Raw genomic sequence first — 24,227 nt, forward strand, 5'->3', positions numbered from 1 at the left:
CAACATGCCCGGACGGGTTCATGGCAAGGTGGCGCTGGTGACTGGCGGTGCCAAGGGTATTGGCCGTGCCAGTGCACGGTTGTTGGCGGCTGAAGGCGCACAGGTGCTGATCAGCGATATCGACGTCGTTGCCGGTGAGGCACTGGCTGCCGAGATCGGCCCGGCTGCGGCGTTTATCCGCCATGACGCCAGCAGCGAGGCAGAGTGGAAGCAGGTCATGGCGCACTTGCGTGAGCGCTATGGCCGCCTGGATATCCTGCTCAACAATGCCGGCATACTGCTGAGCGGTTCAGTCGAAGAAACTTCGGTGCAGGACTGGCAGAAGGTCATGCGGGTCAATGCCGACAGTGTGTTTCTCGGCTGTCGCGAGGGGATTGCGCTGATGAAGGAGGGCGGTGGTTCGATCATCAACCTGTCGTCGATTGCGGCACTGGCCGGGCGTGATGATTTCATGGCCTACAGTGCTTCGAAAGGCGCTGTGGCGGCCTTGTCGCGTTCAGTGGCGGTGCTCTGCCGACGACGCAAGTACCGGATCCGCTGCAATACCCTGCACCCGGACGGCGTACTCACCGACATGACCAGTGGCGGCTTCCCGCAGGGCGTCGACCCGGTCCGCCTGACCATCGACAGTGACCCGATGAACCGCATGTGCTTGCCCGAGGATGTGGCGGCCAGTGTGCTGTTTCTTGCCAGCGATGAGTCCCGGGCCATCAACGGCGTCGAACTGCGCATCGACAGTGGGCAGATGGTGATGAGCATCTGATCATCACGTTAGTGCTTGATTGCGCAAGGCCGCTTGCCTGTTGAAACGGGCAAGCGGCCTTGTGCTGTGTTGCAGTGCTACGTTCGCGTTCTGGCGGGGCGATGCCGTTCAATGCCCCTCGAATTGTGCCGGGCGCTTTTCGATAAAGGCTTGCATGCCTTCTTTCTGGTCTCGGGAGGCGAACAGCAGGGCATTGGCCTTGCGCTCCAGTGCCAGACCGGCCTCCAGCGGCGCGTCCATGCCGGCGAGAATCACTTCCTTGATCTGTTCGGCGGCCAATGCCGGCATCGCCGCGATGACGCGGGCCAGCTCCAGGGCGTGAGCCTGGACCTGGTCATCGTCCACCAGGTCACTGACCAGGCCGGCCACCCAGGCTTCTTCGGCGCTGATCGGTTGCCCGGTCAGGGCCATGCGCATGGCCTTTACCTTGCCCACGGCGCGGACCAATCGCTGGGTACCGCCAATGCCCGGCATGATGCCGATACGAATTTCCGGTTGGCAGAAGCGTGCGCTGCGCCCGGCGACGATCAGGTCGGCAAGCATCGCCAACTCGCAGCCACCGCCATAGGCGTACCCGCAGATCGCCGCGATCACCGGTTTCGGGCAGTGCTGAATCGGCGCCCAGACCCGTTCGGTATGGCGCCGGTAGATATCGATAGGGCCGACGCCGGCCATGCTGTTGATATCGCCGCCTGCGGCAAACACCTTGTCGCCGCCCGTCAGCAGGATGCAACGCACCTGTGGGTCGGCGCTCAGTTCGCTGAAGTAACGCGACAGCAAGGCTTGCAACTCCAGGCTCAGGGCGTTGGTCGCGTGCGGACGGTTGAGCCGCAGCAGGGCTACGCCAGGCAGCGGGCGTTCGAGCAGAACCGGTGGAGCGGATGAATCAGGCATGAGCGTCCTCGTGAGCCAGGCGTCAGGTGAATGCCTGCCAGTGTCACGGCCGGACGGTGATGATTCATCGTCCGTTCAGACGAAGAATGGGCCTGGCTTTGTCCCTAGAGTGAACCCTGTCAGCAGAATTAAGGAGCGCGACATGGGGCTGCATTCGGGGCTTGATTACAGTGGCAAGGTGGTGCTCGTCACCGGCGGTACCAAGGGCATTGGCGCGGGCATTGCGCGTGAGTTTCTGGCGGCCGATGCGCAGGTGATCGTCTGCGCCCGCTCAGCGCCTGAGCAGGTGCCGACGCTGGAGGGCAAGCGCGCCATCTTCATCCCGGCGGACGTGCGCGACCCGGACTCGCTACAGGCGCTGTTCGACACCATCAGTCGCGATTTTGGCCGCCTTGACGTGGTCATCAACAACGCAGGCGGTAGCCCGGCAGCCGAGGCCGCCAGCGCATCGCCACGTTTTCACGACAGCATCATTCGTCTCAACCTGATCGCGCCTCTTAATGTCGCCCAGCACGCCAACCGCCTGATGCAGGCGCAAGTGCAGGGCGGTTGCATCGTGTTTATCGGCAGCATCAGCGCCCTGCGCGCCTCACCCGGGACTGCGGCCTATGGCGCGGCCAAGGCTGGCGTCCTGTCGTTGGTGCAGTCGCTGGCGGTGGAGTGGGGGCCGAAGGTTCGTGTGGTCGCGGTCAGCCCGGGCCTGGTGCTGACGGAACAGGCCCACCTGCATTACGGCAACGACGCCGGTATCGCCGCCGTCAGCGCCGGTATCCCGGCCGGTCGCATGGCCGTGGCGGCGGATGTCGCCAATGCCTGCCTGTACATCGCCTCGCCGCTGGCCAGCTACGCCAGCGGCTGCAACCTGCTGCTGCATGGCGGTGGCGAACGTCCGGCGTTTCTCGGTGCGGCGCAGGTTCTGCCCACCTGATCGACCCATGGTGGCGGCCGGGTCCGGTTGCCGCCCTCAATTTGCAGGAGACGACTTTGGCTGATCCACAATTGCTATCCAATGTGCGCGCCCTAGTGGGGCGCCAATACGGTCGTGTGTATGCCTGGGATGAGGTCAATGCACCGATGATTCGTCAGTGGTGCGAGATCATGGGTGTCGAGAACCCGCTCTACACCGATCCTGCGTTTGCCCTCGGCACGCCCCATGAGGGCTTGATTGCGCCGCCGGCGATGTTGCAGGTGTGGACCATGGAAGGCTTCCATGCCAACCACTATCCGCCAGGCTCCACCGACGAAAACCCCTATGAAGTGCTCAAGCTGTTCGAGCAGTACGGCTATAACTCGGTCGTGGCAGTGAACTCCGAGCTGAGCTTCACGCGCCCCCTGCGTTTGGGTGAAAAGCTCTACTACACCACCCGCCTGGATGCGGTGGGCGATGAAAAAACCACCGCCTTGGGCACGGGCTTCTTTGTCACCCTGGTGATGAGCCACTTCGTCGAAAAGGCCGGTGGTGACGAACCGGTAGGCGAGTTGCTGTTCCGCGTGTTCAAGTTTCGCCCGGCCAATGCTCAGCCAGCCGCGCCTGCGCCGGCCGTAGCCGCTGCACCTGCCAAGGCCAAGCGCCCGCAACCGGGCATCAGTGACGACACCCGGTTCTTCTGGGAGGGCTGCGCACAGGGCCAACTGTTGATCCAGCGTTGCACGGCCTGCGCCACCTTGCGCCATCCACCCGCGCCGGTCTGCATCCAGTGCCACAGCTTCGACTGGGACACCGTCCAGGCCAGTGGTCGCGCCAGCCTCTACTCGTTTGTGGTCATGCACTACCCGGAGGTCGCGCCGTTCGATCACCCGAACCCCATCGGTCTGATCGAGCTGGAGGAGGGCGTACGCCTGATCGCCGGGTTGGTCGGCATTGAGCGTGAGCAGTTGCAGATCGGCCAGCGTTTGCAGGTCGAGTTCCAGACCTTCGATGACGCGCTGACCTTGCCCCTGTTTCGGCCCGTCGGCGCGTAGGAGTTGACCCCATGAATTTTGAATTGACCGAAGACCAGCGCGCGATTGCGCAGATGGCTGACAGCCTGTTTGTCGACCACTGCCACGACGACTACCTGCGTCGCTGGGATACCAGTGGTGAGCCGCTGATGGCTCCACTCTGGGCGCTCTGCATTGAAACCGGGCTGCACGCCTTGGCGATTCCTGAATCCCACGGTGGCAGTGGCCTGGGCATGACCGAGCTGATGCTGGTGTTGCAGGCTCAGGGCAAGGGCTTGGCACAGGTGCCGCTGTGGCGGCATCAACTGGCCGCAGCGACCCTTGCCGAGTTCGCATTGCCCGAGCTCGCGACCTGGGCCGAAAAAGCCGCCTCGGGTGAAGCCATGCTGACCCTGGCCATCGATGCCCTTGGCAGTGCCTGCGGCATCGAGCTTCAGGCCCGTCCGTGTGCCGAGGGCTGGGAAATCAATGGTCGGGTTGCGGCCGTGGCCCTGGGTGAACAGGCACAGGCGGCACTGGTGCTGGCAGACGTAGACGGCCAGCCGCGGTTGTTGCTGCTTGACCTTTCGGTCGCACAGGTAACCCGTGTGCCAGCGGTGCTTACCCACGGTGAAGCCGTGGCCGATGTGCATGTCGAGGGCCTGCGCGTTGCGGCCCCGCAGTTGCTGCCCAGTGCCGCCCTGGCCTGGCTGGAGCCGCGCAGCGTGGCAGCCTTGGCCGCGTTGCAGTTGGGTGTCAGCGAGGAGCAGATCCGCCGCACCGTGGCCTATGTCAGTGAGCGTCAGCAGTTCGAGCGGCGTATCGGCAGCTTCCAGGCGGTGCAAATGAGCATGGCCGATGCGCATATCGCCCTTGAGGCCCTGCGCAGTGTGCTTTGGCAACTCTGCTATCGCCTCGACGCGGGTTTGCCGTCGCCGTCGGAAGCGCTGGCTACCGCTTATCTGGCGTGTGAAGCGGGACATCGCATTGGCCACATCGCACAGCACGTGCATGGCGGTATCGGCGTCGATCTGACGTACCCGATCCACCGTTTTCTCTATTGGAGCCGCGCCCTGGGCCTCGCCCTGGGTGGTTCGGCGGCAAGCCTGGAACGTCTCGGCGATTGGCTGAGCGATAACGACAAGCTGGGATGGAAATATGACCTCGAAGAACACCAAGCGCTTTGAAGACGTGCGCCCCGGCGAAGTGCTGCCTGAACTGGCGGTTCCAATCACGGTCGGCCTGATCACCGGTGGAGCGATTGCCACCCGGGATTATTTTCCGGGGCACCATGACCTGGAGGCAGCCCGCGCACTGGGCTCACCGCATATCTTCATGAACATCCTGACCACCAACGGGCTGGTGCAACGTTATGTCGAAGGCTGGGCGGGGCCGTTGGCCACGTTCACCTCACTGAAAATCAAGCTGGGTGCACCGAACTACCCCGGTGACTGCATGACCTTCAGCGGCAGCGTGACCCGCCAGGATGCCGACACCCGTACGGTGGAAGTCACCCTCAGCGGCAAAAATTCCATGGGCAACCACGTGACCGGTACGGTCGCGCTGGTCCTGCCCTGACAGCCGGAGACACAGACATGACGACTTCGTCGATATCCGGACGCGCCGCGATAGTTGGTTTGGGCGCGACCGAGTTTTCCAAGAACTCCGGGCGCACGGAACTGCGCCTGGCCCTTGAAGCCACGCTGAGCGCGCTGAAGGATGCGGGCATTGACCCTTCCGAGGTTGAGGGCTTCAGCTCTTACTCGGTGGACAAGGTTCCGGAATACGAAATTGCCCGCCTGTTGGGTTGCAAGGACGTGAAGTTCTTTTCGCAAGTGCCCCACGGCGGTGGTGCGGCGTGTGCGCCGATCATGCACGCGGCCATGGCGGTGGCCACCGGTGTAGCAAAAGTGGTGGTGGTCTACCGGGCCATGAACGAGCGGTCCTGGTATCGCTTCGGTACCGGCACGTACGGTTTCGCCTCGACGCCGATCTTCGAGAACGTCAACTACGGCTGGTACATGCCCCACGGCTTCCATACGCCGGCGGCCTGGGTGGGCATGTTCGCTCAACGCTACATGCACACCTATGGGGCCACGTCCGAGGATTTCGGTCGGGTCGCAGTGGCCGTGCGTGATTTTGCCGCGACCAACCCCCAGGCGTTTTTCTACGGCAAGCCGATTACCCTCGAGGAGCACCAGGCCTCGCGCTGGATCTGCGAACCGCTGCACCTGCTCGACTGCTGCCAGGAGTCCGATGGCTCCGTGGCCATGGTGATCACTTCGGCGGAGCGTGCCCGCGATCTGCGCCAGAAGCCGGTGATGATCAAGGCCGGTTCCCAGGGCATTACTGACGGTCAGCAGATCATGACCTCGTTCTACCGTGACGACATTACCGGGTTGCCGGAAATGGGCGTGGTGGCCCGTGAGCTTTATCGCCAGTCAGGGCTGGGGCCGGAAGCGTTTCAGACAGCGGTGATCTATGACCATTTCACCCCGTTCGTGCTGCCGCAACTGGAAGAGTTCGGTTTCGCCAAGCGTGGTGAGGCCAAGGAGTTCATCCGCGCGGGCCATCATGCCCGTGGCGGCAAGTTGCCGATCAACCCCCACGGCGGACAACTGGGCGAAGCCTACATTCATGGCATGAACGGAGTCGCCGAAGCGGTACGGCAGGTGCGCGGCACCGCAGTCAACCAGGTGCCGGCGGTAGAAAACGTGCTGGTCACTGCCGGTACCGGCGTGCCGACCAGCGGCCTGATTCTCGGCGCGGCCTAAGGAGGCGTTATATGTTCGTTGATCTGACTCCTGAACAACACGCCCTGCGCCACAAGGTGCGGGACTACTTCCAGGCGCTGATGACCCCGCAGCTGCGTGAGCAGTTGCGGGGCCAGGAAGGCGGCGAGCTGTACCGGCAAACCATTCGGCAAATGGGCCGCGACGGTTGGCTGGCTGTTGGCTGGCCCAAAGAGCATGGTGGCCAAGGCTACGCGGCCACTGAGCAGTTGATTTTCTTTGAAGAGGCCAACATTGCCGGTGCGCCATTGCCGTTCGTGACCATCAGCACTGTTGGCCCGGCCCTGATGACCCATGGCAGCGCGCTGCAAAAGGAGCGCTTCCTGCCGGGCATCGCTGCGGGCGAGATCATGTTTGCCATCGGCTACTCCGAGCCGGACGCCGGCAGTGACCTGGCGGTTCTCAAGACCAGCGCACGCCTGCAAGGCGATGAGTTCGTGGTCAATGGCAACAAATTGTGGACGTCCGGTGCCGATGCGGCGGACTACATCTGGCTGGCGGCACGCACTGACCCCACGCAAGCGCGTCACAAGGGGATTTCGATCCTGATCCTCGATACCCAGGCGCCCGGGTTCTCCACGACACTGATCCCGACCACCAGCATTGCCACGACTGCCACCTATTACGACAACGTGCGGGTGCCCAAGGACATGCTGGTTGGGGAGCTGCACGGTGGCTGGAAGCTGATCACCGAGCAACTCAACCATGAGCGGCTTGGGCTTGGCTCGTGGTCGGACAAGGTCGTCGCATTGTTCCGCCGGGTCTACCTGTGGGCGCGTTGCCGTGATGAACAGGGCCGACGGGCCATGGACAAGGGCTGGGTGCGCAGTTCGTTGGCAGAGTGTTATGCCCGCCTGGAAGCGATGCGCCTGATCAACTTGCGTATCGCCGCCGACCTTGAGCAGCAGCGCATGGATGTGGCCCTGAGTTCGACCACCAAGGTGTATGGCTCCGAGTCAGCCATCGAGATACTGCGCAAGCTCGCCGCCATTCTCGGCGCCAACGGTTCGTTGCGCAGCGGCTCGTCAGCGGCCTTGTTGCAAGGGGAGCTGGAGTACGAACTGCGCTCTTCGGTCACCCTGACGTTTGGCGGTGGCACCAACGAAATTCAGCGTGAACTGATCGCCCAGTTCGGCCTGGGCATGCCACGTACCCAACGCTGACAGCGCCCCGCGCCGCTCAGCCAATACAACAAGAACAGTACCCGCTCCGGACTGAGTCCGGGGCCGGGTCGAGGGTGAATTTCATGAGCACGATTGAGCAATTCAGGCACGAGACCCGTGCCTGGCTGGAGGCCAACTGCCCCTTGTCCATGCGAACCGCCATGGCGGAGGGCGAAGTGGTGTGGGGTGCCAGCCAGCCGCAGTTCCCCAGCGAAGACGCCCGGTTGTGGTTTGAGCGCATGCGTGACAAGCGCTGGTTCTGCCCGGAATGGCCCGAGGAGTACGGCGGTGCGGGCTTGAGCGAAGAGCAACTGGCGGTCCTTGAGAGCGAAATGCGCAGGCTCAAGTGTCGCCCGCCCCAGATCAACCTGGGCATCTGGATGCTTGGGCCGGTGCTGCTGGCATTTGGCAGTGAGGAGCAGAAGCGGACGTTATTGCCGCCCATGGCCCGGGGTGAAGTGCGCTGGTGTCAGGGCTTCTCAGAGCCTAACGCGGGTTCCGACCTTGCCAGCCTGAAAATGGCGGCCCGTGATGCTGGCGACCACTTTGTCGTTGATGGCAGCAAGATCTGGACGTCCTACGGCGATAAATCCGATTGGATGTACGCTCTGGTACGAACCAACCCCACGGTGCCCAAGCATGAAGGTATCAGCCTGATCGTGCTGGATATGCGCAGCCCTGGGGTCAAGGCGGTACCGATTGACCTGATCAGCGGCAAATCGGCGTTCTGCCAGGTGTTCTTCGATGCGGTGAAGGTGCCCAAGCAGCAACTGATCGGCCCTATGGATGGCGGCTGGAACCTGGGCAAGTACCTGCTGCAGCACGAACGCAAGGCCATGTCGAAGTTTGGCGAGATCAGCCTGCCCTCGCATTTCCATTTGCTTTCGCTGCTGCGTGAGTACCTGCCGCGCCCTCAAAGCCAAGGCGAACAGGCGCTGCATGCCCGCGCCGTGGCCTGCGCGATGAATGAACACGCCTATGGCCTGACGGTTCAGCGCATGACTGAAGAAGCCAGGTTCGGTGACGACGTCAGTGGCCTGATGTCGATCATGAAACTGGTGCACACCGAGCAGGAGCGCGACAAGTTCGAAGTCCTGCTCGATGCCATGGGCGGGCATGCCTTCGGCTGGCAAAGCGAGGCCTTCAGTGCCCAGCAACAGGCGATTACCCGGGCCTGGTTGAACAGCTATGCCCTGACGATTTCCGGTGGTGCCTCGGAGATCCAGCTCAATGTCATCGCCAAGCGCGTGCTTGGTCTGCCCGATGCAAAGAAAGGAGTGACGCCATGAACCTGCGCTACAGCGAAGAGCAGCGCTTGCTCGCCGACAGTGCCCGGGATTTTCTCGCGGCGCGCAGCCCGGTCGCGGTCCAGCGTCGGCTGCGCGACGAGGGCTCGGTGCTCGGTTTTGATCCGCAGCTGTGGCAAGCCGCCGTGGACCTGGGCTGGAGTGCGATTCCATTTCCGGAAAATTACGGGGGCCTGGACTTTGGCTGCATGGGGCTTGGGCCGGTGTTCGAGTCTATCGGCCACAACCTGGCGGCCACGCCCTTGCTGTCGAGCGTGGTGCTGGGTGGTTCGCTATTGCACCTTGCGGGCAACCCGCAACAGCAGGACCGCTGGCTGAATGCCCTGATCAGCGGCGAGAAACGCCTGGCCCTGGCGCTGGATGAACAGTCACGTCATAACCCGTTGGGTACGGCCCTTGAGGCGGTGGTCGAGGGTGACGGTTTCCGTTTGCGGGGTGACAAGTACTGGGTGGTCGACGGGGTTGGCGCCGATGCGTACCTGCTGGCTGCGCGTACCTCGGGGCATGCGGGTGAGGCACAGGGGATCAGCCTGTTCCTGGTACCTGCCGATACCCCTGGCCTGAATTGCAGCGCCTTGCCGTTGATCGACTCGCGTAACTGTGCGCGGTTACGGCTGGACGGTGTGCAACTGGGCAGTGACGCACTGTTGGGCACGCTCGGTGATGGCTGGGCCGCGCTGGACACCGCGCTGGACCGCGGTCGTGCGTGCCTGGCCGCAGAACTGTTGGGCATGGCCGAGCAACTGTTCCAGACCACCCTCGACTACCTCAAGACCCGCGTGCAATTCGACACGCCGATTGGCTCGTTCCAGGCCCTGCAACACCGTGCCGCCCAGTTGTACGTCGATCTGGCCCTGGCCCGCAGCGCAGTCATGGCCGGGCTGGCGGCCCTGGACGACGCCAGCCTGAGTGTCGCCGAACGCGGCAGACTGGTCAGCCTGGCGAAGTGGAAGGCCGGTGATACGGCAATCAAGGTCAGCAATGAAGCCGTACAGATGCACGGTGGCATCGGGGTCACCGATGAACTGGATGTCGGCCTTTACCTCAAGCGTGTGCGCGTTGCCCAGGCCTGTTTGGGCGACCGGGATTTTCATTGCGAACGCTATTCGGCCCTCGACGAGGCCTGCGCCTGAAGGCGCGACGTCTCGGTTGCCCTGGAGAACGACACATGAGCATTGAACGATGGCAAACCGCTTGGCAGCAATTGATTGCACCGGGCTCGCCTTTTGAAGTGGTAAGCCCGGAGGAGGGTGGTGCACGTTTCTTTCGGCACACCGCATACAACCTGGTGGAAGCAATTGATGCCGGTCGTGTGCACGGTGAGCGCGAGTTCCTGGTGTGGCAAGCCCAGCGGCTGACCTTTGCCGAGTACTTCGATCAGGTTGACCGGCTGGCGGGGCAGATGGTCGCCTGTTTTGACCTGCGCCCCGGCGAGCGGGTTGCCATTGCCATGCGCAATCAGCCGGCCTGGCTGGTGGCATTCGCCGCGATCCAGCGTTGCGGCGCGGTGTGTGTACCGCTCAATAGCTGGGGGCTGCGTGACGAGTTGCTGCATGGCTTGCAAGACAGCGGTGCCCGCGTGCTGCTGTGCGATGAACCGCGGCTAAGTGTGCTGCAAGACGACCTGGCCGGCGACCAGCTGCCAACGATCGTTGTGGGAACGGAACGTCAGGTACAGCTGCCCGAGTACTGTCTTCGCTATGAAGACCTGTTGGCCGACGCGCGCTTGCCTGTTCCAGTGGTGACTATTGACCCTGACGCACCGGCACTGATCCTCTACACCTCCGGCACTACCAGCCGGGCCAAGGGCGTGGTGTCCAGCCACCGAGCGATCTGTCAGGCCCTGACCGCACTGGAGTTCCAGAGCGCATTCTGCGCGCTGAGCTCACCTGAACTCATCAGTGGGGTGATCCAGAGCGGCTACCCACCCACCACCTTGATGGCGGTTCCACTGTTCCATGTCAGCGGGTTGCATGCGCAGTTCCTTTCGGCAATGCGCAGTGGCCGGCGCTTGCTGCTGATGTACAAGTGGGACGTCGAACGCGCCCTCGATCTGATCTGTGAGGAGCACTGTACCCAGTTCAGCGGCGCACCGGTCATGATGCAGCAATTGCTCGCATCGCCACGCTTTGGCTCCGAGCAGACCGCCAGCCTGTTCGGGCTGGGTCTTGGGGGCGGTGCGTCCTCCAGTGGTTTGCTGGCCGAGATGATCGCGCGCAAGCCCGAGGCCATTTGTGGCAGCGGTTACGGCCTGACGGAAAGCAACGGCATCGGTGCGGCTATTGGGGGCGATCAGTTCGTCTACAAACCGGCAACGGCCGGTTGGCCATTGCCGATTGTCGATGTGCGCATTGGCGACGACCCGCAGCAGCCGTTGCCCAACGGTTCCAGTGGTTTGATCTGGCTGCGTTCGCCAACCCTGATGAGCGGCTATTGGAACCTGCCGCAGGCCAGCACCGAGGCCTTGCGCGACGGGTGGCTCGACACGGCGGATATCGGCTACCTGGACGAGGAGGGGTTTCTTTGCATTACCGGGCGGCTCAAGGACCTGATCAACCGCGGTGGCGAGAAAATCTCGGCGGCCGAAATTGAAGCCTGTGTCAGTGAAATGCCCGGTGTTGACGAGGCGGCGGCATTTGCCATCCCCGATCCGGTACTGGGTGAAGCCGTGGCGTTGGTCATTCACGGCAATACCGGGCAGATGCCCGACCAAGCGCACGTCTGTGCATTCATTGCCCAGCGGCTGGCGGGCTACAAGGTTCCGGCGCGGGTGTACTCGCAGGCTGAGCCACTGCCACGCAACGCCACCGGCAAAGTGCTCAAGAGCGCGCTGAAAGAAAGGTGGAAGCACCTTGATTTTTAGTCTTTCCGGACGATGTTGGCGCCGTCAGAACACGAACAATAGGCCCATACCCGCAAGCCTTATCAGCGAAGGAGGCAATACATGAAAATAACAAGAACAGGTGTCATGCTCGCAGCCGCATTAACCGCCAATGCCGGGATTATCGGTAGCGCATACGCCGAGGTGTCGCCTCAGGAAGCCGCCAAGCTGGGCAAGGAACTGACCTGCGTCGGTGCCGAGCAGGCCGGTAATGCTGCAGGAACCATTCCCCCGTACACCGGCAAATACCTGGGTGAGGTCCCCGGCTGGAATCACGTGAAGTTCTCGGGTGACCAACCTGTGGACCCTTACGCGTCGGAGAAGCCGATCCTGGTGATCACCGCACAGAACATGAGCCAGTACGAGGCGCACCTGACCGAAGGCCAGAAAGCCTTGCTGAAGAAGTACCCGACCACCTACAAGATGAACGTCTACCCTGGGCATCGGGATTTCCGTTACCCCGATTATGTGTGCCGGCGGGCGATGCAGAATGCGCTGACTGCCAAGCTGGTCAATGACGGCCTGGGCATTGAAGGGCTCGGCCAGATACCGTTCCCGATTCCGAAAAATGGCATGGAAGTGCTTTGGAACCATCAGTTGCCGGCGCGCGCCTACACCGAGGAAAAGATCAGCGACCTGGCGTCCGTATTGCCCAACGGCAGTATCGGTTGGGGCCGTGCTCATGCGCGCAACCTTTCGCAGGCCAACTCGCCAACGGTCGAACCCAAGACCGAAGACAAGGTCCAGGCGATGAGTTACAACACCACGCTGAAACCGGCCCGTGACAACGGCGTGATCAGCATTGCCCATGAACCCTACAACTTCGCCACCGAATCCCGCCAGGCCTGGAGCTATAGCCCGTCGACCCGGCGTGTCCGGCAAATGCCGGGCTACGGCTATGACCAACCGATGATCGGCACCAACGGGACCATGACGGTCGATGAGGACCGGTTGTTCAACGGCGCGCCGGAACGCTACACCTGGAAACTGATTGGCAAGCGTGAAATCTACAGCCCGGCCAACGCGTTCAAACCGAACGCGGGGAACATCAAGTACGCTGACATGCTCACGCCCAACCACCCCAATCCTGAGTTCATGCGTTATGAGCTGCGGCGTGTCTGGGTGGTGGAGGCTGACCTGAAGGAAGGCTATCGCCACGTCTATGGCAAGCGGGTGCTGTTCATTGACGAAGACACCTGGAACGCGGTCATGGCCGATAACTACGATGCCCGTGGGCAGCTGTGGAAGCATGCAATGATCAACTACTACTACCATCCGGACATGAGCGGCTGGCAGGCAGGTTCACAGTTTTTCATGGACTTGAACTCGGGCCAGTACACCGGCTACGGGATGACCAACGAGGCGAAGAAGGGGCCGATCCTCAACGAGAGCAAGTTCACGCCGGACATGTACACGTCCGACGCGGCGCGGGCTATCGGTCGCTGATCGTTACACTGTAGTGGCTGCACCTTGAAGCCCTGCCGGTCTCCGGCAGGGCTTTTTTCTGTCGGCGCAGACGCCAGCGTTACGCCATCGGCGTACACAACTCCACAAGCAAGCCATCGGGACAGCGCAGGTACGACACGGTTTGCCCCCAGGGCTTTTGCTCGGGGGCCTTGAGCTCGGTTGCTCCGCAGGCCAGTGCCTGGGCGTGGGCGACCTCGACAGTATCGGTGGCGAGTGCGATTTCCATGCCCAGCGGCCGGGCTGATTCAGCTGCCACTACCAGCCCCTCTGGCAGGTTGGCCTGGCCCAGCGCCCGTGAAGCGAAAGCCAGGGTGGTGGCACCGGTGTCCAGTTCGCCATAGTCGCCAGACTCATGCAAAAAGCGCCGGTTAATGCCAAAGGCCTGTTCAAAGAACGCCAGCGATGAGGCGACATCGGGTACGTAAAGAATGGTGTAGGCAAATTTCATGGGCAGTCCCTGACCTTGAGTTGATCCAGTTGATGTGTATACACGTTTTCAGCGGGCCTTTGGCGCCGCGGTTTTCTTCGGACGTTTGGCGCTGCTCGATGGTTTACGCGCTGCGGCCTTGCGTTTCTTTTTCCAGGGGGCGCTGCTACCCCCGGCTGGAACTGCCGGGCCGCTGATGTTCAGGCTGAGCCCGGCACATCGCTCGACCTGCTTGCTCATCCATGCCGATTGCTTGGCAACGAACGCCTCCAGGCTCATCTCGCCGGTTTGCACCATGTCCAGTGCCTGCTCCCAGATAGCCGTAGTGCCTGGGTCGGCAATGGCCCGAGGTACGGCGTCGATCAGGCTGCAGGCCGCCGGGGTGGCCGACAACGCCTTGCCGTTCTTCACCAGGTAGCCTCGGTCGAGCAAGCCCTGGATGATTCCGGCACGGGTCGCCTCGGTACCAATACCAGTGGTGTCCTTGAGCTTTTGCTTGAGCCGTGGATCGTCGACCAGCTTGGCGACGTTCTTCATGGCCTTGATCAGGTCGCCCTCGGTGAACGGTTTGGGTGGCTGGGTCCAGAGGTCCTTGAGATTGACCCCGGCCACGGTGCAGTGCTGGCCTTTGCTCAGTGCCGGCAACACCTGCGCTGCCGGCGTTTCGCGACCTTTGCCTGGGTTCAGGGCTTCGGGTAGGGCGCGGCGCCAGCCGGGTTCGACGATACGCTTGCCAACGGCGCGCAGGGCCTGACCGGCACAGTCGAAGTCGGCCTCGGTGCGGTCGTATTCGTGGTTGGGCAGAAACTGCGCCAGGTAGCGTGCGCGGATCAGGCTGAACACCGCCTTGTGCTTGCTCGGCAAGCGCCCCAGGTCGATGGCCGCAGCGGTAGGGATGATGCCGTGGTGGGCGCTGACCTTGGCATCGTTCCAGGCGCGTGAGCGGCGTTGCGGCTCCAGATAGGGTTGCAGTGCGGCCAGGCTGGCGTCGGCCCGGCCCAGTGCGGCGAGAATGGCCGGGGCCTCGCTGTGCTGGCTCAGCGGCAGGTAGCCACAGTCACTGCGTGGGTAGGTGATGACCTTGTAGGTTTCATACAGCGCCTGGGCGATGTCGAGGGTTTCCTGGGCGCCCAGGCCCAGCTTTTTCGAGCAGAGCTCCTGCAGGGTGCCGAGGTCGAAGGGCAACGGGGCGGCCTCGCGTACCCGTTCAGTGCTGACGTTCACTACCTCAGCGCTGGCCGCGCCGCCAATGGCCTCGGCGGCCTGCTGTGCCAGTACCGGGTTGAGGCAGCGGCCCTGATCGTCACAGGCGTCTTCCGGGGCGCGCCACTGCGCGGTAAAACTCGCATTGGCGCTGCTCAGCGTCACCTCGATGGCCCAGAACGGTACCGGCACGAAGTCGGCGATGCTGCGGTCGCGGTCGACCACCAGGCGCAGGGTAGGGGTTTGCACCCGGCCAACCGGCAACACCCCCTGGTACCCGGAGCGACGGCCGAGCAGGGTGAACAGGCGACTCATGTTCATGCCGATCAGCCAGTCGGCCCGCGAGCGACCCAGGGCCGAGTGGTAGAGGCTGAACGTAGCGGCACCGGGCTTGAGCGCTGCCAGCGCCTTGCGGATCGAGGCATCGTCGAGTGCCGATAACCACAGGCGCTGAATCGGCCCACGGTAGCGGCAGTGCTCGACCAGTTCACGGGCGATCATTTCACCTTCGCGGTCGGCGTCGGTAGCGATGACCAGTTCACGGGCTTCGCTGAGCAGGCGTTTCACCGCCTTGAACTGGCTGGCGGTTTTCGGTTTGACCAGCATCTTCCACTGCTGCGGCACGATGGGCAGGTCTTCCAGTACCCAGCGTTTATAGCGGGCATCGTAGGCGTCAGGTGGTGCGGTTTCCAGCAGGTGGCCGATACACCAGGTTACGCAGAGGTCGTTGCCGACCCAGCAGCCATCACCGCGCCGGTTGGCGCCGAGGACTTTGGCGATGTCCTTGGCCTGGGAGGGTTTTTCGCAGAGAAAGAGGCGCATGGCCGATGATGAGTCTGGCGGCTATAGAAGTTGCATAGCATGCGCAGGGTGGCGGCGAGAGGCAAGCATTATCTGTATGGATGTACAGTCAATTGTGTCTGCGGGTTTGCCAGGGGCTGGGCAATCCGCGGGTGCGGTCTTGCCAGCTGCCTGATCCTCGCAGGTTGTGGGAGTGAGCCTTGCCCACCAGTAGCAACCCTGCTAACGCTAAAAAAACCGACTCAGCCTTGTGCAGAGGCCTTCAGCGCCTGCGCCAGGTCGGCCAGGATGTCGTCGCTGTGCTCGATGCCAATGGACAGGCGCACCATGTCACGTGGCACTCCGGCCTTCTCCAGTTCTTCGTCGTTCAACTGGCGGTGGGTCGTGGAGGCCGGGTGGCAGGCCAGCGATTTGGCGTCGCCAATGTTCACCAGGCGTACCACCAGTTTCAGCGCATCGATGAAGCGCGCCCCGGCTTCCTGGCCGCCCTTGATGCCGAAGGAGAGGATCGACGCCGGCTTGCCACCGGTGTAGCGCACGGCCAGCTCATGCTCGGGGTGGTCCGGCAGGCCGGCGTATTTCACCCAGGCGACCTGTTCATGCTCACGCAGGTAGTTCGCCACTTTCAGCGCGTTCTCGGTATGGCGCTCCATGCGCAGGGCCAGTGTTTCCAGGCCTTGCAGGATCAGGAAGGCGTTGAACGGCGACAGTGCCGCGCCGGTGTTGCGCAGGGGTACCACGCGGCAGCGGCCGATAAAGGCTGCCGGGCCGAAGGCTTCGGTGTAGGTGACGCCGTGGTAGGACGGGTCAGGGGGGTGTTGAGCAGGGCAAAACGCTGCTTGTATTCAGCCCAGGGGAAGTTCCCAGAGTCGATCACGATGCCGCCGATGCTGGTGCCGTGGCCACCGATGTACTTGGTCAGCGAATGCACGACGATGTCGGCACCGTGCTCGAACGGGCGGCACAGGATCGGGGTGGCGACGGTGTTGTCGACGATCAGCGGCACGCCATGGCGGTGCGCGGCGTCGGCCAGTGCTCGGAGGTCGACGATGTTGCCCGCCGGGTTGCCGATGGACTCGCAGAACACCGCCTTGGTCTTGTCGTCGATCAGTGCCTCGAGCGCGGCAATGTCGTCATGGGCGGCGAAGCGGGTCTGGATGCCGAAGCGCGGCAGGGTGTGGGCCAGCAGGTTGTAGGTGCCGCCGTACAGTTTGGCCACCGAGACGATGTTGTCGCCGGCCTCGGCCACGGTCTGGATGGCGTAGGTGATGGCAGCCATGCCCGAAGCCACGGCCAGTGCGCCGACGCCACCTTCAAGCGCGGCCATGCGTTTTTCCAGGACGTCGTTGGTGGGGTTCATGATCCGCGAGTAGATATTGCCAGCCACCTTCAGGTCGAACAGGTCGGCACCGTGCTGGGTGTCGTCAAAGGCGAAGGAGGTGGTCTGGTAGATCGGTACGGCAACAGCCTTCGTGGTTGGATCGGGGCTGAAGCCCGCGTGAATGGCTAAGGTTTCCAGCTTCATACAGTCGTTCCCTGAGCGTTCGGTTGGAGGAGCGTGAGCATGGGCCGCAGTGTCTGCGTCGGTCAAGAGCTGCCAGGCCTGCTGAAACGCTCCTCCTGCGACTCACTCGCCTGGTGTGTGCATGCCCGCGCGTCTGAGCAGTTGCCTGCAGCGTTCAGACAAGTGCAGCACCCGCAGGTGCTTGCCGGCATTGGCATAGCGTTCGCGCAATGTCTTCAGCGCGGCGATTGCCGAGTAGTCGACAAAGCTCAGGTGGCGGCAATCGAGCGTCACCTGGGCCGGGTCGTTGGCCGGGTCGAACTGGTTCAGGAACTGGGTGGTCGAGGCGAAGAACAGCGTGCCATGCAATTGGTAGCGCTTACTGCCATCGGCTTCCAGATGGCCGTCTGCGTAAAGCTCGCGGGCTTGCTGCCAGGCAAAGTTCAGGGCGGCAATGATGATCCCGCACAGCACGGCGGTGGCCAGGTCGGTGAACACCGTGATGACGGTCACCGAGATGATCACCAGTACGTCGTTCAAGGGCACTTTGTTGAACACCCGCAGCGAGGCCCAGGCGAAGGTCTGCTGCGAGACCACGAACATCACCCCGACCAGCGCGGCCAGCGGGATGCGCTCGATCAGCGGCGAGAGAAACAGCACGAACAGCAGGATCATCACCCCAGCGATCACGCCCGAGAGGCGACCACGGCCACCGGAGCTTAGGTTGATCACCGTTTGGCCGATCATCGCGCATCCACCCATGCCGCCGAACAGCCCTGAAACCATGTTGGCTGCACCCAGTGCTACGCACTCGCGATCCGGGTAGCCACGGGTTTCGGTGATTTCATCGGTAAGGTTAAGTGTCAGCAGGGTTTCCAGCAGGCCGATCAAGGCCATCAAAATCGCATAAGGGGCGACGATGCCGAGGGTTTCAAGGTTCCAGGGTAGCTGGGGCAGCGCAAATACTGGCAGGCCGCCGGCAATATGGGCCATGTCGCCCAAGGTGCGGGTCGGCAGGTCAAGCAGGTACACCGCAAGGCCGACACCCAGAATTGCAACCAGCGCCGGTGGCACTGCGCGGGTGAGGCGCGGCAGCAGGTAGACGATGGCCATCGTCAGCGTGACCAGCCCGATCATCAGGTAGAGCGGGGCACCGCTGAGCCAGGCTTCTGCGCTCTTGAAATGCTCCAGTTGGGCAAGGGCAATGATGATGGCCAGGCCATTGACGAACCCCAGCATCACCGAGTGCGGCACCATGCGCACCAGTTTGCCCAGCCGCAGCAGGCCGAAGGCGACCATGATCAGCCCACCCAGCAGCACCGTGGCGAGCAGGTACTGCACGCCGTGCTGCACCACCAGCGCCACGATTACCACCGCCATCGACCCGGCAGCGCCGGAAATCATGCCTGGTCGCCCACCGAACAGGGCGGTCAAGGTGCAGATAATGAACGCACCGTATAACCCCATCAGCGGGTTGAGGTGCGCGACCAGCGCGAAGGCGATGCATTCGGGCAGCAGGGCGAAGGACGTGGTAAGGCCGGCCAGGGCCTCGGCGCGTAGGCGAATGGGTTTCATGGGGTACCTGAAAAAAACCGACCGGCGAAACCGGCCGCGGTCAACGGTGTTGGCAAGAAGGGGAGCGGATCTTACGCAATTGGAAATGTCACGGCCAGCCTGCTGGTTGGCCGTGTTGTCTTTAGGGCCGCGTACCGTGGCGGCTAGCCCTGTTTCTTGATAATCACGTCGGTAATGCTGGCTGGCGCTTCTGAATAGCGAATGAACTCCATCGAGTAACTGGCCCGGCCCTGGGACATCGAGCGCATGTCGGTGGAGTAGCCGAACATTTCTCCCAGTGGCACTTCGGCACGCACCACCTTGCCCGCCGGGCTGTCGTCCATGCCCTGGATCACGCCACGCCGACGGTTGAGGTCGCCCATCACATCCCCCATGTATTCTTCCGGTGTGACCACTTCGACCTTCATCACCGGCTCCAGCAGCACTGCACCGCCTTTTTGCGAAAGTTGCTTGGTGGCCATCGACGCGGCGATCTTGAAGGCCATCTCGTTGGAGTCGACGTCATGGTACGAGCCGTCGAACACCGCCGCTTTCAGGCCAATCAGCGGGTAGCCGGCCAGTACGCCGTTCTGCATCTGTTCTTCGATGCCTTTCTGGATGGCCGGGATGTACTCACGGGGGATGACTCCACCGACCACTTCACTGGTGAATTCCAGGCCTTCCTTGCCTTCATCGCTTGGCGAAAAGCGAATCCAGCAATGACCGAACTGGCCGCGACCACCCGACTGGCGGACAAACTTGCCTTCGATCTCGCAGGTATTGCGGATTTTCTCGCGGTAGGCTACCTGGGGTTTGCCGATGTTGGCATCGACGCCGAACTCGCGCTTCATGCGGTCGACGATGATGTCCAGGTGCAACTCACCCATACCGGAAATGATGGTCTGTGCAGTTTCCTCGTCGGTCTTGACCCGGAACGACGGGTCTTCCTGGGCGAGTTTGCTCAAGGCGATGCCCATTTTTTCCTGGTCGGCTTTGGTCTTGGGCTCCACGGCCACCGAGATCACCGGGTCGGGGAAGTCCATGCGCTCAAGGATAATGGGCTTGTTGATGTCGCACAGGGTATCGCCGGTGGTGACATCCTTCATGCCGATCAGTGCGGCGATGTCGCCTGCGCACACGGCCTTGATCTCGGCACGCTGGTTGGCGTGCATCTGCACCATACGCCCGACCCGTTCCTTCTTGCCCTTGACCGAGTTGAGTACCGCATCGCCTGAGGACAATACCCCGGAGTAGACCCGGACAAAGGTCAAGGTACCCACGAACGGGTCGGTGGCGATCTTGAAGGCCAGGGCCGAGAAGGGCTCGTTGTCGTCGGCGTGACGCTCCAGGTGCTTGTCTTCGTGTTGCGGGTCGGTGCCGTTGATGGCCGGGATTTCCGAAGGGGCCGGCAGGTAGTCGATCACCGCGTCGAGCATCAGCGGCACCCCCTTGTTCTTGAACGACGAACCGAGGATCGTCGGCACGATCTGGTTGTCCAGGGTGCGCTGACGCAATCCTGCCTTGATTTGCGCCGTACTCAGTTCGACACCGTCCAGGTACAGGCTCATCAACTCGTCGTTGGCTTCGGCGGCGGCTTCGATCATGTGGGCACGCCATTCTTCTGCCAGTGGCCGCAGCGCGTCGGGGATTTCCTCCTCGCGGTAGCTGGTGCCCTGGTCATCGTCGTTCCAGTAGATCGCTTTCATCTTCACCAGGTCGATCTGCCCGACAAAGTGCTCCTCGGCGCCGATGGCCAGTTGAATCGGCACCGGGTGGTGCCCCAGGCGCTTGTCGATCTGTTTCACCACCCGCAGAAAATCGGCGCCCTGGCGGTCCATCTTGTTGATGTAGGCCAGGCGAGGCACATGGTATTTGTTGGCCTGGCGCCAGACGGTTTCAGACTGCGGTTCGACGCCATCGGCACCGCTGAAGACCACCACCGCACCGTCGAGCACGCGCAGCGAGCGTTCGACTTCAATGGTGAAGTCAACGTGGCCGGGGGTGTCGATGATGTTGAAGCGGTACTTGTTCGGGAACTGCTTGGTCGAGCCTTGCCAGAAAGCCGTGGTGGCTGCCGAGGTGATGGTGATGCCGCGCTCCTGCTCCTGGGCCATCCAGTCCATGGTCGCGGCGCCGTCATGCACCTCGCCCATTTTATAGTTGACCCCGGTGTAGAACAGGATGCGTTCGGTGGTTGTGGTCTTGCCGGCGTCTACGTGGGCAACGATGCCAATGTTGCGGTAGAGCTCGATGGGAGTGGTGCGCGCCATGATGGGTCACCTGTACGTGTGCGTGCTGGGTATTCCCAAAGTAGCAGAACAATCGACACTCGGCGGGCGCCACCCGGACATACGGCGCCTGTCAGACCTCAACCTTGTAGTTCAACCCCAGCTCATCTCCCGGTAGGCCGCGAATACCCCAGTTCTCCCGCGGGGTTTCAGACAGGGTAATTTCCACATCCTGGGCGCTGATACCGGTGCGTTCGCCGATGTACAGGAACAACAGGCGAATGAGTGCTTTCTTCGCCTGTACCGAACGGCCCTCGAACAGGCTGATCTCAATGATGGTGTACTGGTGTGAGCGGTCGTCGGGGTAGAGGAAATCCGCCGGGTCCAGCGCAATGAAACGTTGGAAACGTTTCTCGACCGGATACGCCAGTGCAGCCATCACTGCGGCATGAATCGCCTCCGACAGTCCTGTGCGGTGGCGCTCCAGTGTCGAGCGCAGGCCATAGACCTTTATTTGTGCCATGGGTAATCCATCCTTGGAAATGTGCTGGGTCAGATTGTGGTGCTGGTTGCGAGGTAAAGGTCCTTTTGCCACTGCGCAAAGCGTTCATCCAGGCGTGGTTTCAGCCTGTCGAAGTTGTCCCAGGTGTCGGCCACACTGCTGGGGCGATCACCCTTTGTCGCCAGCAGGTCCTGGCAGTCGGCGGCAAACTGGCCGTTCTCGATGGCCAGGTAGTGGGCGACGAAGGCATTGCCCTGGCGGTTGAGGTCTTCAGCGTTGAGCCTGCTGTCGCAGCACTGGCGAAAGAACAGGCCGGGCGTGAGGGTACGTTCAACCAGCGAATTGATCTCGTAGTCGAAGTCTGCCTGAAAGTTACGGCTGGTCAGGGACCGTTGCACGGCCCAGGCGACGAACAGGGCGGTGTGGGGCAGTGTGGCAAGGGCTCGCAAGGAGGCGTCATCGTACGTCATGGGGCTCATCCTTTTTTGAATCATTATTCTTCCAGGGCAGTTAGCCTACACCACAACGCTGCCTGCTCGCAGCCAAGGCCCCATGTATCACTATGACGAGTAGGGGTGGGCAGGCGCAGTGCTTGCAGGCGGATGCCTGGACGCGGGTCCGCGAGCTGCGGGTTCAGGTGGCACGAAACTCCCAGACAATCTCTACCACACGCACCGCCAACAGCATGTAGACCAGGCACAGAATGACCTGCAGGAGCAGCGGATGGCGGGCCTTGGACAGCTTGCGCAGGCCGTCGGCCATGTTCAGCAGCATCAGAAAAACGGCCAGCGCTATCAGCCCGACGCCGGCCATGTGCGCTGCGAACAGGCCGAAATACACTTGGCCATCACCGGTGAGCGTGCTGCTGCCAGCCGCCAGCAGCAGCGAGCACATGAGAAAGTTGCGCAGGTTGTCGAAGACGTCCTTGTTCAGCCCATTGTCCAGCAGACGGCAGATGTGGCGCAGCAGTTCAGCCATGGCAAGGCTCCGCGAGGTGGCGAGGGTGCCTTGAGTATGGCTGCTGTTTCAGAACACCTGGCGCAGTAACCAGTACAGGCTACCCGACAACACAATCGCCGCCGGCAGGGTCAGTACCCAGGCCATCAGCAGGTTGGCGATGGTCCGTAGCTGCAGGCCCGAGCCATTGGCGGTCATGGTGCCGGCCACGCCAGAGGACAGCACATGGGTGGTCGAAACGGGCAAGCCGTACAGGTCTGCCGCGCCAATGGTGAACATCGCGACCAGTTCGGCGCTGGCGCCCTGGGCGTAGGTCAGGTGGGTCTTGCCGATTTTCTCGCCGACGGTCACCACGATCCGCCGCCAACCGACCATGGTGCCCAGCCCGAGGGCGATGGCCACGGCAACCTTCACCCAGAGGGGAATGTAGTGCGTGGCATCGTCGATCTGCCGTTTGAAGTCTTGCAGGGTGGCCTGGGTCGCCGGATCAAAGTGGATCAGCTTCTGCTTGTCCATCAGGCGAATGGCTTCGCTGGTCAGGTACATGTCGTTGCGCACATTGGCCATGGCCTCGGCCGGTACGCCGGCAAAGGAGCCATATCCCTTGACCTCTTGGCCAATCAGGCCGGCGAGCGCGGCCAGGGCGGGTAGCAGATCGGCATTTGCCTGCTGGCTGCGAATGAAGGTGGTGAGGGTCTGTCGCGGATCGTCGGGGGCCGGCTGTGGCGCCGTGCGCACCAGCGCCTGTTGGGTGGCCTCGGCCACGAAGGCGAATTGCACGGATTGTTCAGCGGGCATGGTGCGGTTCAGTGCATAGGCCATCGGCAGGGTTCCGACCAGAATCAGCATGATCAGCCCCATGCCTTTTTGCCCGTCGTTGGAGCCATGGGCGAAGGACACACCGGTACAGGTCAGGATCAGCATCCCGCGAATCCACCAGGGCGGTGGTGCGTTGCCGACGGGCGCCTGGTACAGCGCCTTGCGCTTGACCAACAGGCGCAAGGTCAGCAGCAACAAGGCGGCGCAGACAAAACCGACCACCGGTGACAACAGCAACGAGTAGCCGACCTTGCTGGCCTGGGTCCAGTCTATGCCGCTGGTGCCGTTGCGACCGTGCATCAGGGCATTGGCCACGCCAACGCCGATGATTGAGCCGATCAAGGTGTGTGACGATGAAGCCGGCAGCCCCAGCCACCAGGTTCCCAGGTTCCAGACAATCGCCGACAGTAGCAGGGCGAAGACCATCGAGAAGCCGGCCGACGAGCCGACTTGCAGGATCAGTTCCACCGGCAGCAACGCGACGATACCGAAGGCTACTGCGCCACTTGAGAACAGTACGCCGAGAAAATTCCAGCAGCCCGACCAGATCACGGCGAACGAGGCCGGGAGCGAATGGGTATAGATGACCGTGGCCACCGCGTTGGCGGTATCGTGGAAACCGTTGACGAATTCGAACCCCAGAGCGATTACCAGGGCTACGCCCAGCAGGACAAAGGGTGTCCAGGTGGTAATCACCGTGCCACTGGCACTGACATCGCGAAACAGGCTCCAGGCGGTGTACACCAACCCGGCCAGCAACAAGGAGAAAAACAGGGTCAGCGTGGCGCGGCTGGGAGTTTGGCTAACGCTTGAAAGTGCAGAGCGTGTCGCCAGTGTCGGGGTGGTCATGAGAAGGGGTCCAGGTAGCGTTTGCCATGAAGTAACGAGCCGTGCGTGACCAGCATAGAAACAAACAGTGATGGCGATCTGATCTTGATCAAGTAAACCTGTAAGTGCGTACGTTTTACTGACAAGCGTTGTATCGTCCACAGCGTCCGTACAGGCGCTGATACGCTGTTGATCCCTTCGTCGGCAAGGCCGGCAT

At 62.3% G+C, this 24,227-nt stretch carries 20 protein-coding genes and 1 pseudogene; 11 read left to right on the forward strand and 10 right to left on the reverse strand.

From position 1 onward, the window contains the following. The first annotated feature begins 4 nt into the window (after window positions 1-4). The gene (locus AB7M23_RS15470) at window positions 5-763 is read left to right on the forward strand and encodes an SDR family oxidoreductase (protein ID WP_330523135.1); all 759 of its coding nucleotides are present in this window, start codon (window positions 5-7) and stop codon (window positions 761-763) included. A gap of 108 nt (window positions 764-871) precedes the next feature. Here AB7M23_RS15470 and AB7M23_RS15475 read toward each other — a convergent pair whose 3' ends face one another. Continuing rightward, window positions 872-1,657: an enoyl-CoA hydratase gene (locus AB7M23_RS15475; RefSeq protein WP_065760548.1), complete on the reverse strand. Its 786-nt coding sequence runs from the start codon at window positions 1,655-1,657 to the stop codon at window positions 872-874. Between the two features lie 142 nt (window positions 1,658-1,799). Here AB7M23_RS15475 and AB7M23_RS15480 point away from each other — a divergent pair, with 142 nt between their 5' ends. The 10 genes from AB7M23_RS15480 to AB7M23_RS15525 all read left to right on the forward strand — a co-directional run bounded on the left by AB7M23_RS15480 (window position 1,800) and on the right by AB7M23_RS15525 (window position 13,166). Then, entirely contained in the window at window positions 1,800-2,585 is a 786-nt protein-coding gene (locus AB7M23_RS15480; protein WP_065760547.1) for an SDR family oxidoreductase, read from the forward strand. A 56-nt stretch (window positions 2,586-2,641) separates the two neighbouring features. Then, window positions 2,642-3,619, forward strand: coding sequence for a bifunctional MaoC family dehydratase N-terminal/OB-fold nucleic acid binding domain-containing protein (locus tag AB7M23_RS15485; protein WP_099774237.1), 978 nt, complete (start codon window positions 2,642-2,644; stop codon window positions 3,617-3,619). 11 nt (window positions 3,620-3,630) lie between these two features. Then, entirely contained in the window at window positions 3,631-4,764 is a 1,134-nt protein-coding gene (locus tag AB7M23_RS15490; protein WP_454241236.1) for an acyl-CoA dehydrogenase family protein, read from the forward strand. Then, window positions 4,736-5,155, forward strand: coding sequence for a MaoC family dehydratase (locus AB7M23_RS15495; RefSeq protein ID WP_065760545.1), 420 nt, complete (start codon window positions 4,736-4,738; stop codon window positions 5,153-5,155). Before AB7M23_RS15490 ends, AB7M23_RS15495 begins: the two co-directional genes overlap by 29 nt. A 17-nt stretch (window positions 5,156-5,172) precedes the next feature. Continuing rightward, a complete protein-coding gene (locus AB7M23_RS15500) occupies window positions 5,173-6,351 on the forward strand; it encodes a lipid-transfer protein (RefSeq protein WP_454241237.1) in 1,179 nt (392 codons plus the stop codon). A gap of 11 nt (window positions 6,352-6,362) precedes the next feature. Next, the gene (locus AB7M23_RS15505; RefSeq protein WP_065760543.1) at window positions 6,363-7,532 is read left to right on the forward strand and encodes an acyl-CoA dehydrogenase family protein; all 1,170 of its coding nucleotides are present in this window, start codon (window positions 6,363-6,365) and stop codon (window positions 7,530-7,532) included. 83 nt (window positions 7,533-7,615) lie between these two features. After that, window positions 7,616-8,821: an acyl-CoA dehydrogenase family protein gene (locus AB7M23_RS15510; protein WP_454241238.1), complete on the forward strand. Its 1,206-nt coding sequence runs from the start codon at window positions 7,616-7,618 to the stop codon at window positions 8,819-8,821. Further along, window positions 8,818-9,972 carry an acyl-CoA dehydrogenase family protein gene (locus AB7M23_RS15515; protein ID WP_454241239.1) on the forward strand — a complete coding sequence of 385 codons (1,155 nt, stop codon included), beginning with the start codon at window positions 8,818-8,820 and terminating at the stop codon, window positions 9,970-9,972. The genes AB7M23_RS15510 and AB7M23_RS15515 overlap by 4 nt, the downstream gene beginning before the upstream one ends. A gap of 35 nt (window positions 9,973-10,007) precedes the next feature. Continuing rightward, window positions 10,008-11,702, forward strand: coding sequence for a class I adenylate-forming enzyme family protein (locus AB7M23_RS15520; protein WP_454241240.1), 1,695 nt, complete (start codon window positions 10,008-10,010; stop codon window positions 11,700-11,702). A gap of 81 nt (window positions 11,703-11,783) precedes the next feature. Further along, entirely contained in the window at window positions 11,784-13,166 is a 1,383-nt protein-coding gene (locus AB7M23_RS15525) for a DUF1329 domain-containing protein (protein ID WP_454241241.1), read from the forward strand. Window positions 13,167-13,245: 79 nt separating this feature from the next. Here AB7M23_RS15525 and AB7M23_RS15530 read toward each other — a convergent pair whose 3' ends face one another. The 9 genes and pseudogenes from AB7M23_RS15530 to AB7M23_RS15570 all read right to left on the reverse strand — a co-directional run bounded on the left by AB7M23_RS15530 (window position 13,246) and on the right by AB7M23_RS15570 (window position 24,031). Beyond that, complete coding sequence (locus AB7M23_RS15530; RefSeq protein ID WP_099774243.1) at window positions 13,246-13,635, reverse strand: VOC family protein; 390 nt, start codon at window positions 13,633-13,635, stop codon at window positions 13,246-13,248. A gap of 48 nt (window positions 13,636-13,683) precedes the next feature. Beyond that, complete coding sequence (locus tag AB7M23_RS15535) at window positions 13,684-15,639, reverse strand: DNA topoisomerase III (protein WP_454241242.1); 1,956 nt, start codon at window positions 15,637-15,639, stop codon at window positions 13,684-13,686. A gap of 221 nt (window positions 15,640-15,860) precedes the next feature. Then, window positions 15,861-17,143 (reverse strand): annotated as a pseudogene (locus tag AB7M23_RS15540) (bifunctional O-acetylhomoserine aminocarboxypropyltransferase/cysteine synthase). A gap of 102 nt (window positions 17,144-17,245) precedes the next feature. Then, the gene (locus AB7M23_RS15545) at window positions 17,246-18,697 is read right to left on the reverse strand and encodes a SulP family inorganic anion transporter (RefSeq protein WP_065760775.1); all 1,452 of its coding nucleotides are present in this window, start codon (window positions 18,695-18,697) and stop codon (window positions 17,246-17,248) included. 143 nt (window positions 18,698-18,840) lie between these two features. After that, the gene (fusA, locus tag AB7M23_RS15550) at window positions 18,841-20,946 is read right to left on the reverse strand and encodes an elongation factor G (RefSeq protein WP_454241243.1); all 2,106 of its coding nucleotides are present in this window, start codon (window positions 20,944-20,946) and stop codon (window positions 18,841-18,843) included. Between the two features lie 91 nt (window positions 20,947-21,037). After that, the gene (locus tag AB7M23_RS15555; RefSeq protein WP_102053430.1) at window positions 21,038-21,427 is read right to left on the reverse strand and encodes a tautomerase family protein; all 390 of its coding nucleotides are present in this window, start codon (window positions 21,425-21,427) and stop codon (window positions 21,038-21,040) included. Window positions 21,428-21,456: 29 nt separating this feature from the next. Beyond that, on the reverse strand, window positions 21,457-21,876 hold the full coding sequence (locus tag AB7M23_RS15560) for a DUF7832 domain-containing protein (protein WP_102053429.1): 420 nt from the start codon (window positions 21,874-21,876) through the stop codon (window positions 21,457-21,459). Between the two features lie 163 nt (window positions 21,877-22,039). Further along, window positions 22,040-22,384, reverse strand: a complete 345-nt coding sequence (locus tag AB7M23_RS15565) for a hypothetical protein (protein ID WP_099774250.1) — start codon at window positions 22,382-22,384, stop codon at window positions 22,040-22,042. A gap of 48 nt (window positions 22,385-22,432) precedes the next feature. Continuing rightward, entirely contained in the window at window positions 22,433-24,031 is a 1,599-nt protein-coding gene (locus AB7M23_RS15570) for an inorganic phosphate transporter (RefSeq protein ID WP_454241244.1), read from the reverse strand. Window positions 24,032-24,227: the final 196 nt, after the last annotated feature.

Source organism: Pseudomonas sp. HLS-6 TE3448, from assembly GCF_053629555.1.

Excerpts from the sequence above, each read along its gene's own strand:
- AB7M23_RS15555 (WP_102053430.1), bottom strand. The coding sequence starts at position 21,427 with ATGGCACAAATAAAGGTCTATGGCCTGCGCTCGACACTGGAGCGCCAC.
- AB7M23_RS15530 (WP_099774243.1), bottom strand. The coding sequence starts at position 13,635 with ATGAAATTTGCCTACACCATTCTTTACGTACCCGATGTCGCCTCATCG.
- AB7M23_RS15560 (WP_102053429.1), bottom strand. The coding sequence starts at position 21,876 with ATGACGTACGATGACGCCTCCTTGCGAGCCCTTGCCACACTGCCCCAC.
- AB7M23_RS15565 (WP_099774250.1), bottom strand. The coding sequence starts at position 22,384 with ATGGCTGAACTGCTGCGCCACATCTGCCGTCTGCTGGACAATGGGCTG.
- AB7M23_RS15505 (WP_065760543.1), top strand. The coding sequence starts at position 6,363 with ATGTTCGTTGATCTGACTCCTGAACAACACGCCCTGCGCCACAAGGTG.
- AB7M23_RS15515 (WP_454241239.1), top strand. The coding sequence starts at position 8,818 with ATGAACCTGCGCTACAGCGAAGAGCAGCGCTTGCTCGCCGACAGTGCC.
- AB7M23_RS15570 (WP_454241244.1), bottom strand. The coding sequence starts at position 24,031 with ATGACCACCCCGACACTGGCGACACGCTCTGCACTTTCAAGCGTTAGC.
- AB7M23_RS15480 (WP_065760547.1), top strand. The coding sequence starts at position 1,800 with ATGGGGCTGCATTCGGGGCTTGATTACAGTGGCAAGGTGGTGCTCGTC.
- AB7M23_RS15520 (WP_454241240.1), top strand. The coding sequence starts at position 10,008 with ATGAGCATTGAACGATGGCAAACCGCTTGGCAGCAATTGATTGCACCG.
- AB7M23_RS15500 (WP_454241237.1), top strand. The coding sequence starts at position 5,173 with ATGACGACTTCGTCGATATCCGGACGCGCCGCGATAGTTGGTTTGGGC.
- AB7M23_RS15525 (WP_454241241.1), top strand. The coding sequence starts at position 11,784 with ATGAAAATAACAAGAACAGGTGTCATGCTCGCAGCCGCATTAACCGCC.
- AB7M23_RS15535 (WP_454241242.1), bottom strand. The coding sequence starts at position 15,639 with ATGCGCCTCTTTCTCTGCGAAAAACCCTCCCAGGCCAAGGACATCGCC.
- AB7M23_RS15510 (WP_454241238.1), top strand. The coding sequence starts at position 7,616 with ATGAGCACGATTGAGCAATTCAGGCACGAGACCCGTGCCTGGCTGGAG.
- fusA (WP_454241243.1), bottom strand. The coding sequence starts at position 20,946 with ATGGCGCGCACCACTCCCATCGAGCTCTACCGCAACATTGGCATCGTT.
- AB7M23_RS15475 (WP_065760548.1), bottom strand. The coding sequence starts at position 1,657 with ATGCCTGATTCATCCGCTCCACCGGTTCTGCTCGAACGCCCGCTGCCT.
- AB7M23_RS15490 (WP_454241236.1), top strand. The coding sequence starts at position 3,631 with ATGAATTTTGAATTGACCGAAGACCAGCGCGCGATTGCGCAGATGGCT.
- AB7M23_RS15470 (WP_330523135.1), top strand. The coding sequence starts at position 5 with ATGCCCGGACGGGTTCATGGCAAGGTGGCGCTGGTGACTGGCGGTGCC.
- AB7M23_RS15545 (WP_065760775.1), bottom strand. The coding sequence starts at position 18,697 with ATGAAACCCATTCGCCTACGCGCCGAGGCCCTGGCCGGCCTTACCACG.
- AB7M23_RS15495 (WP_065760545.1), top strand. The coding sequence starts at position 4,736 with ATGACCTCGAAGAACACCAAGCGCTTTGAAGACGTGCGCCCCGGCGAA.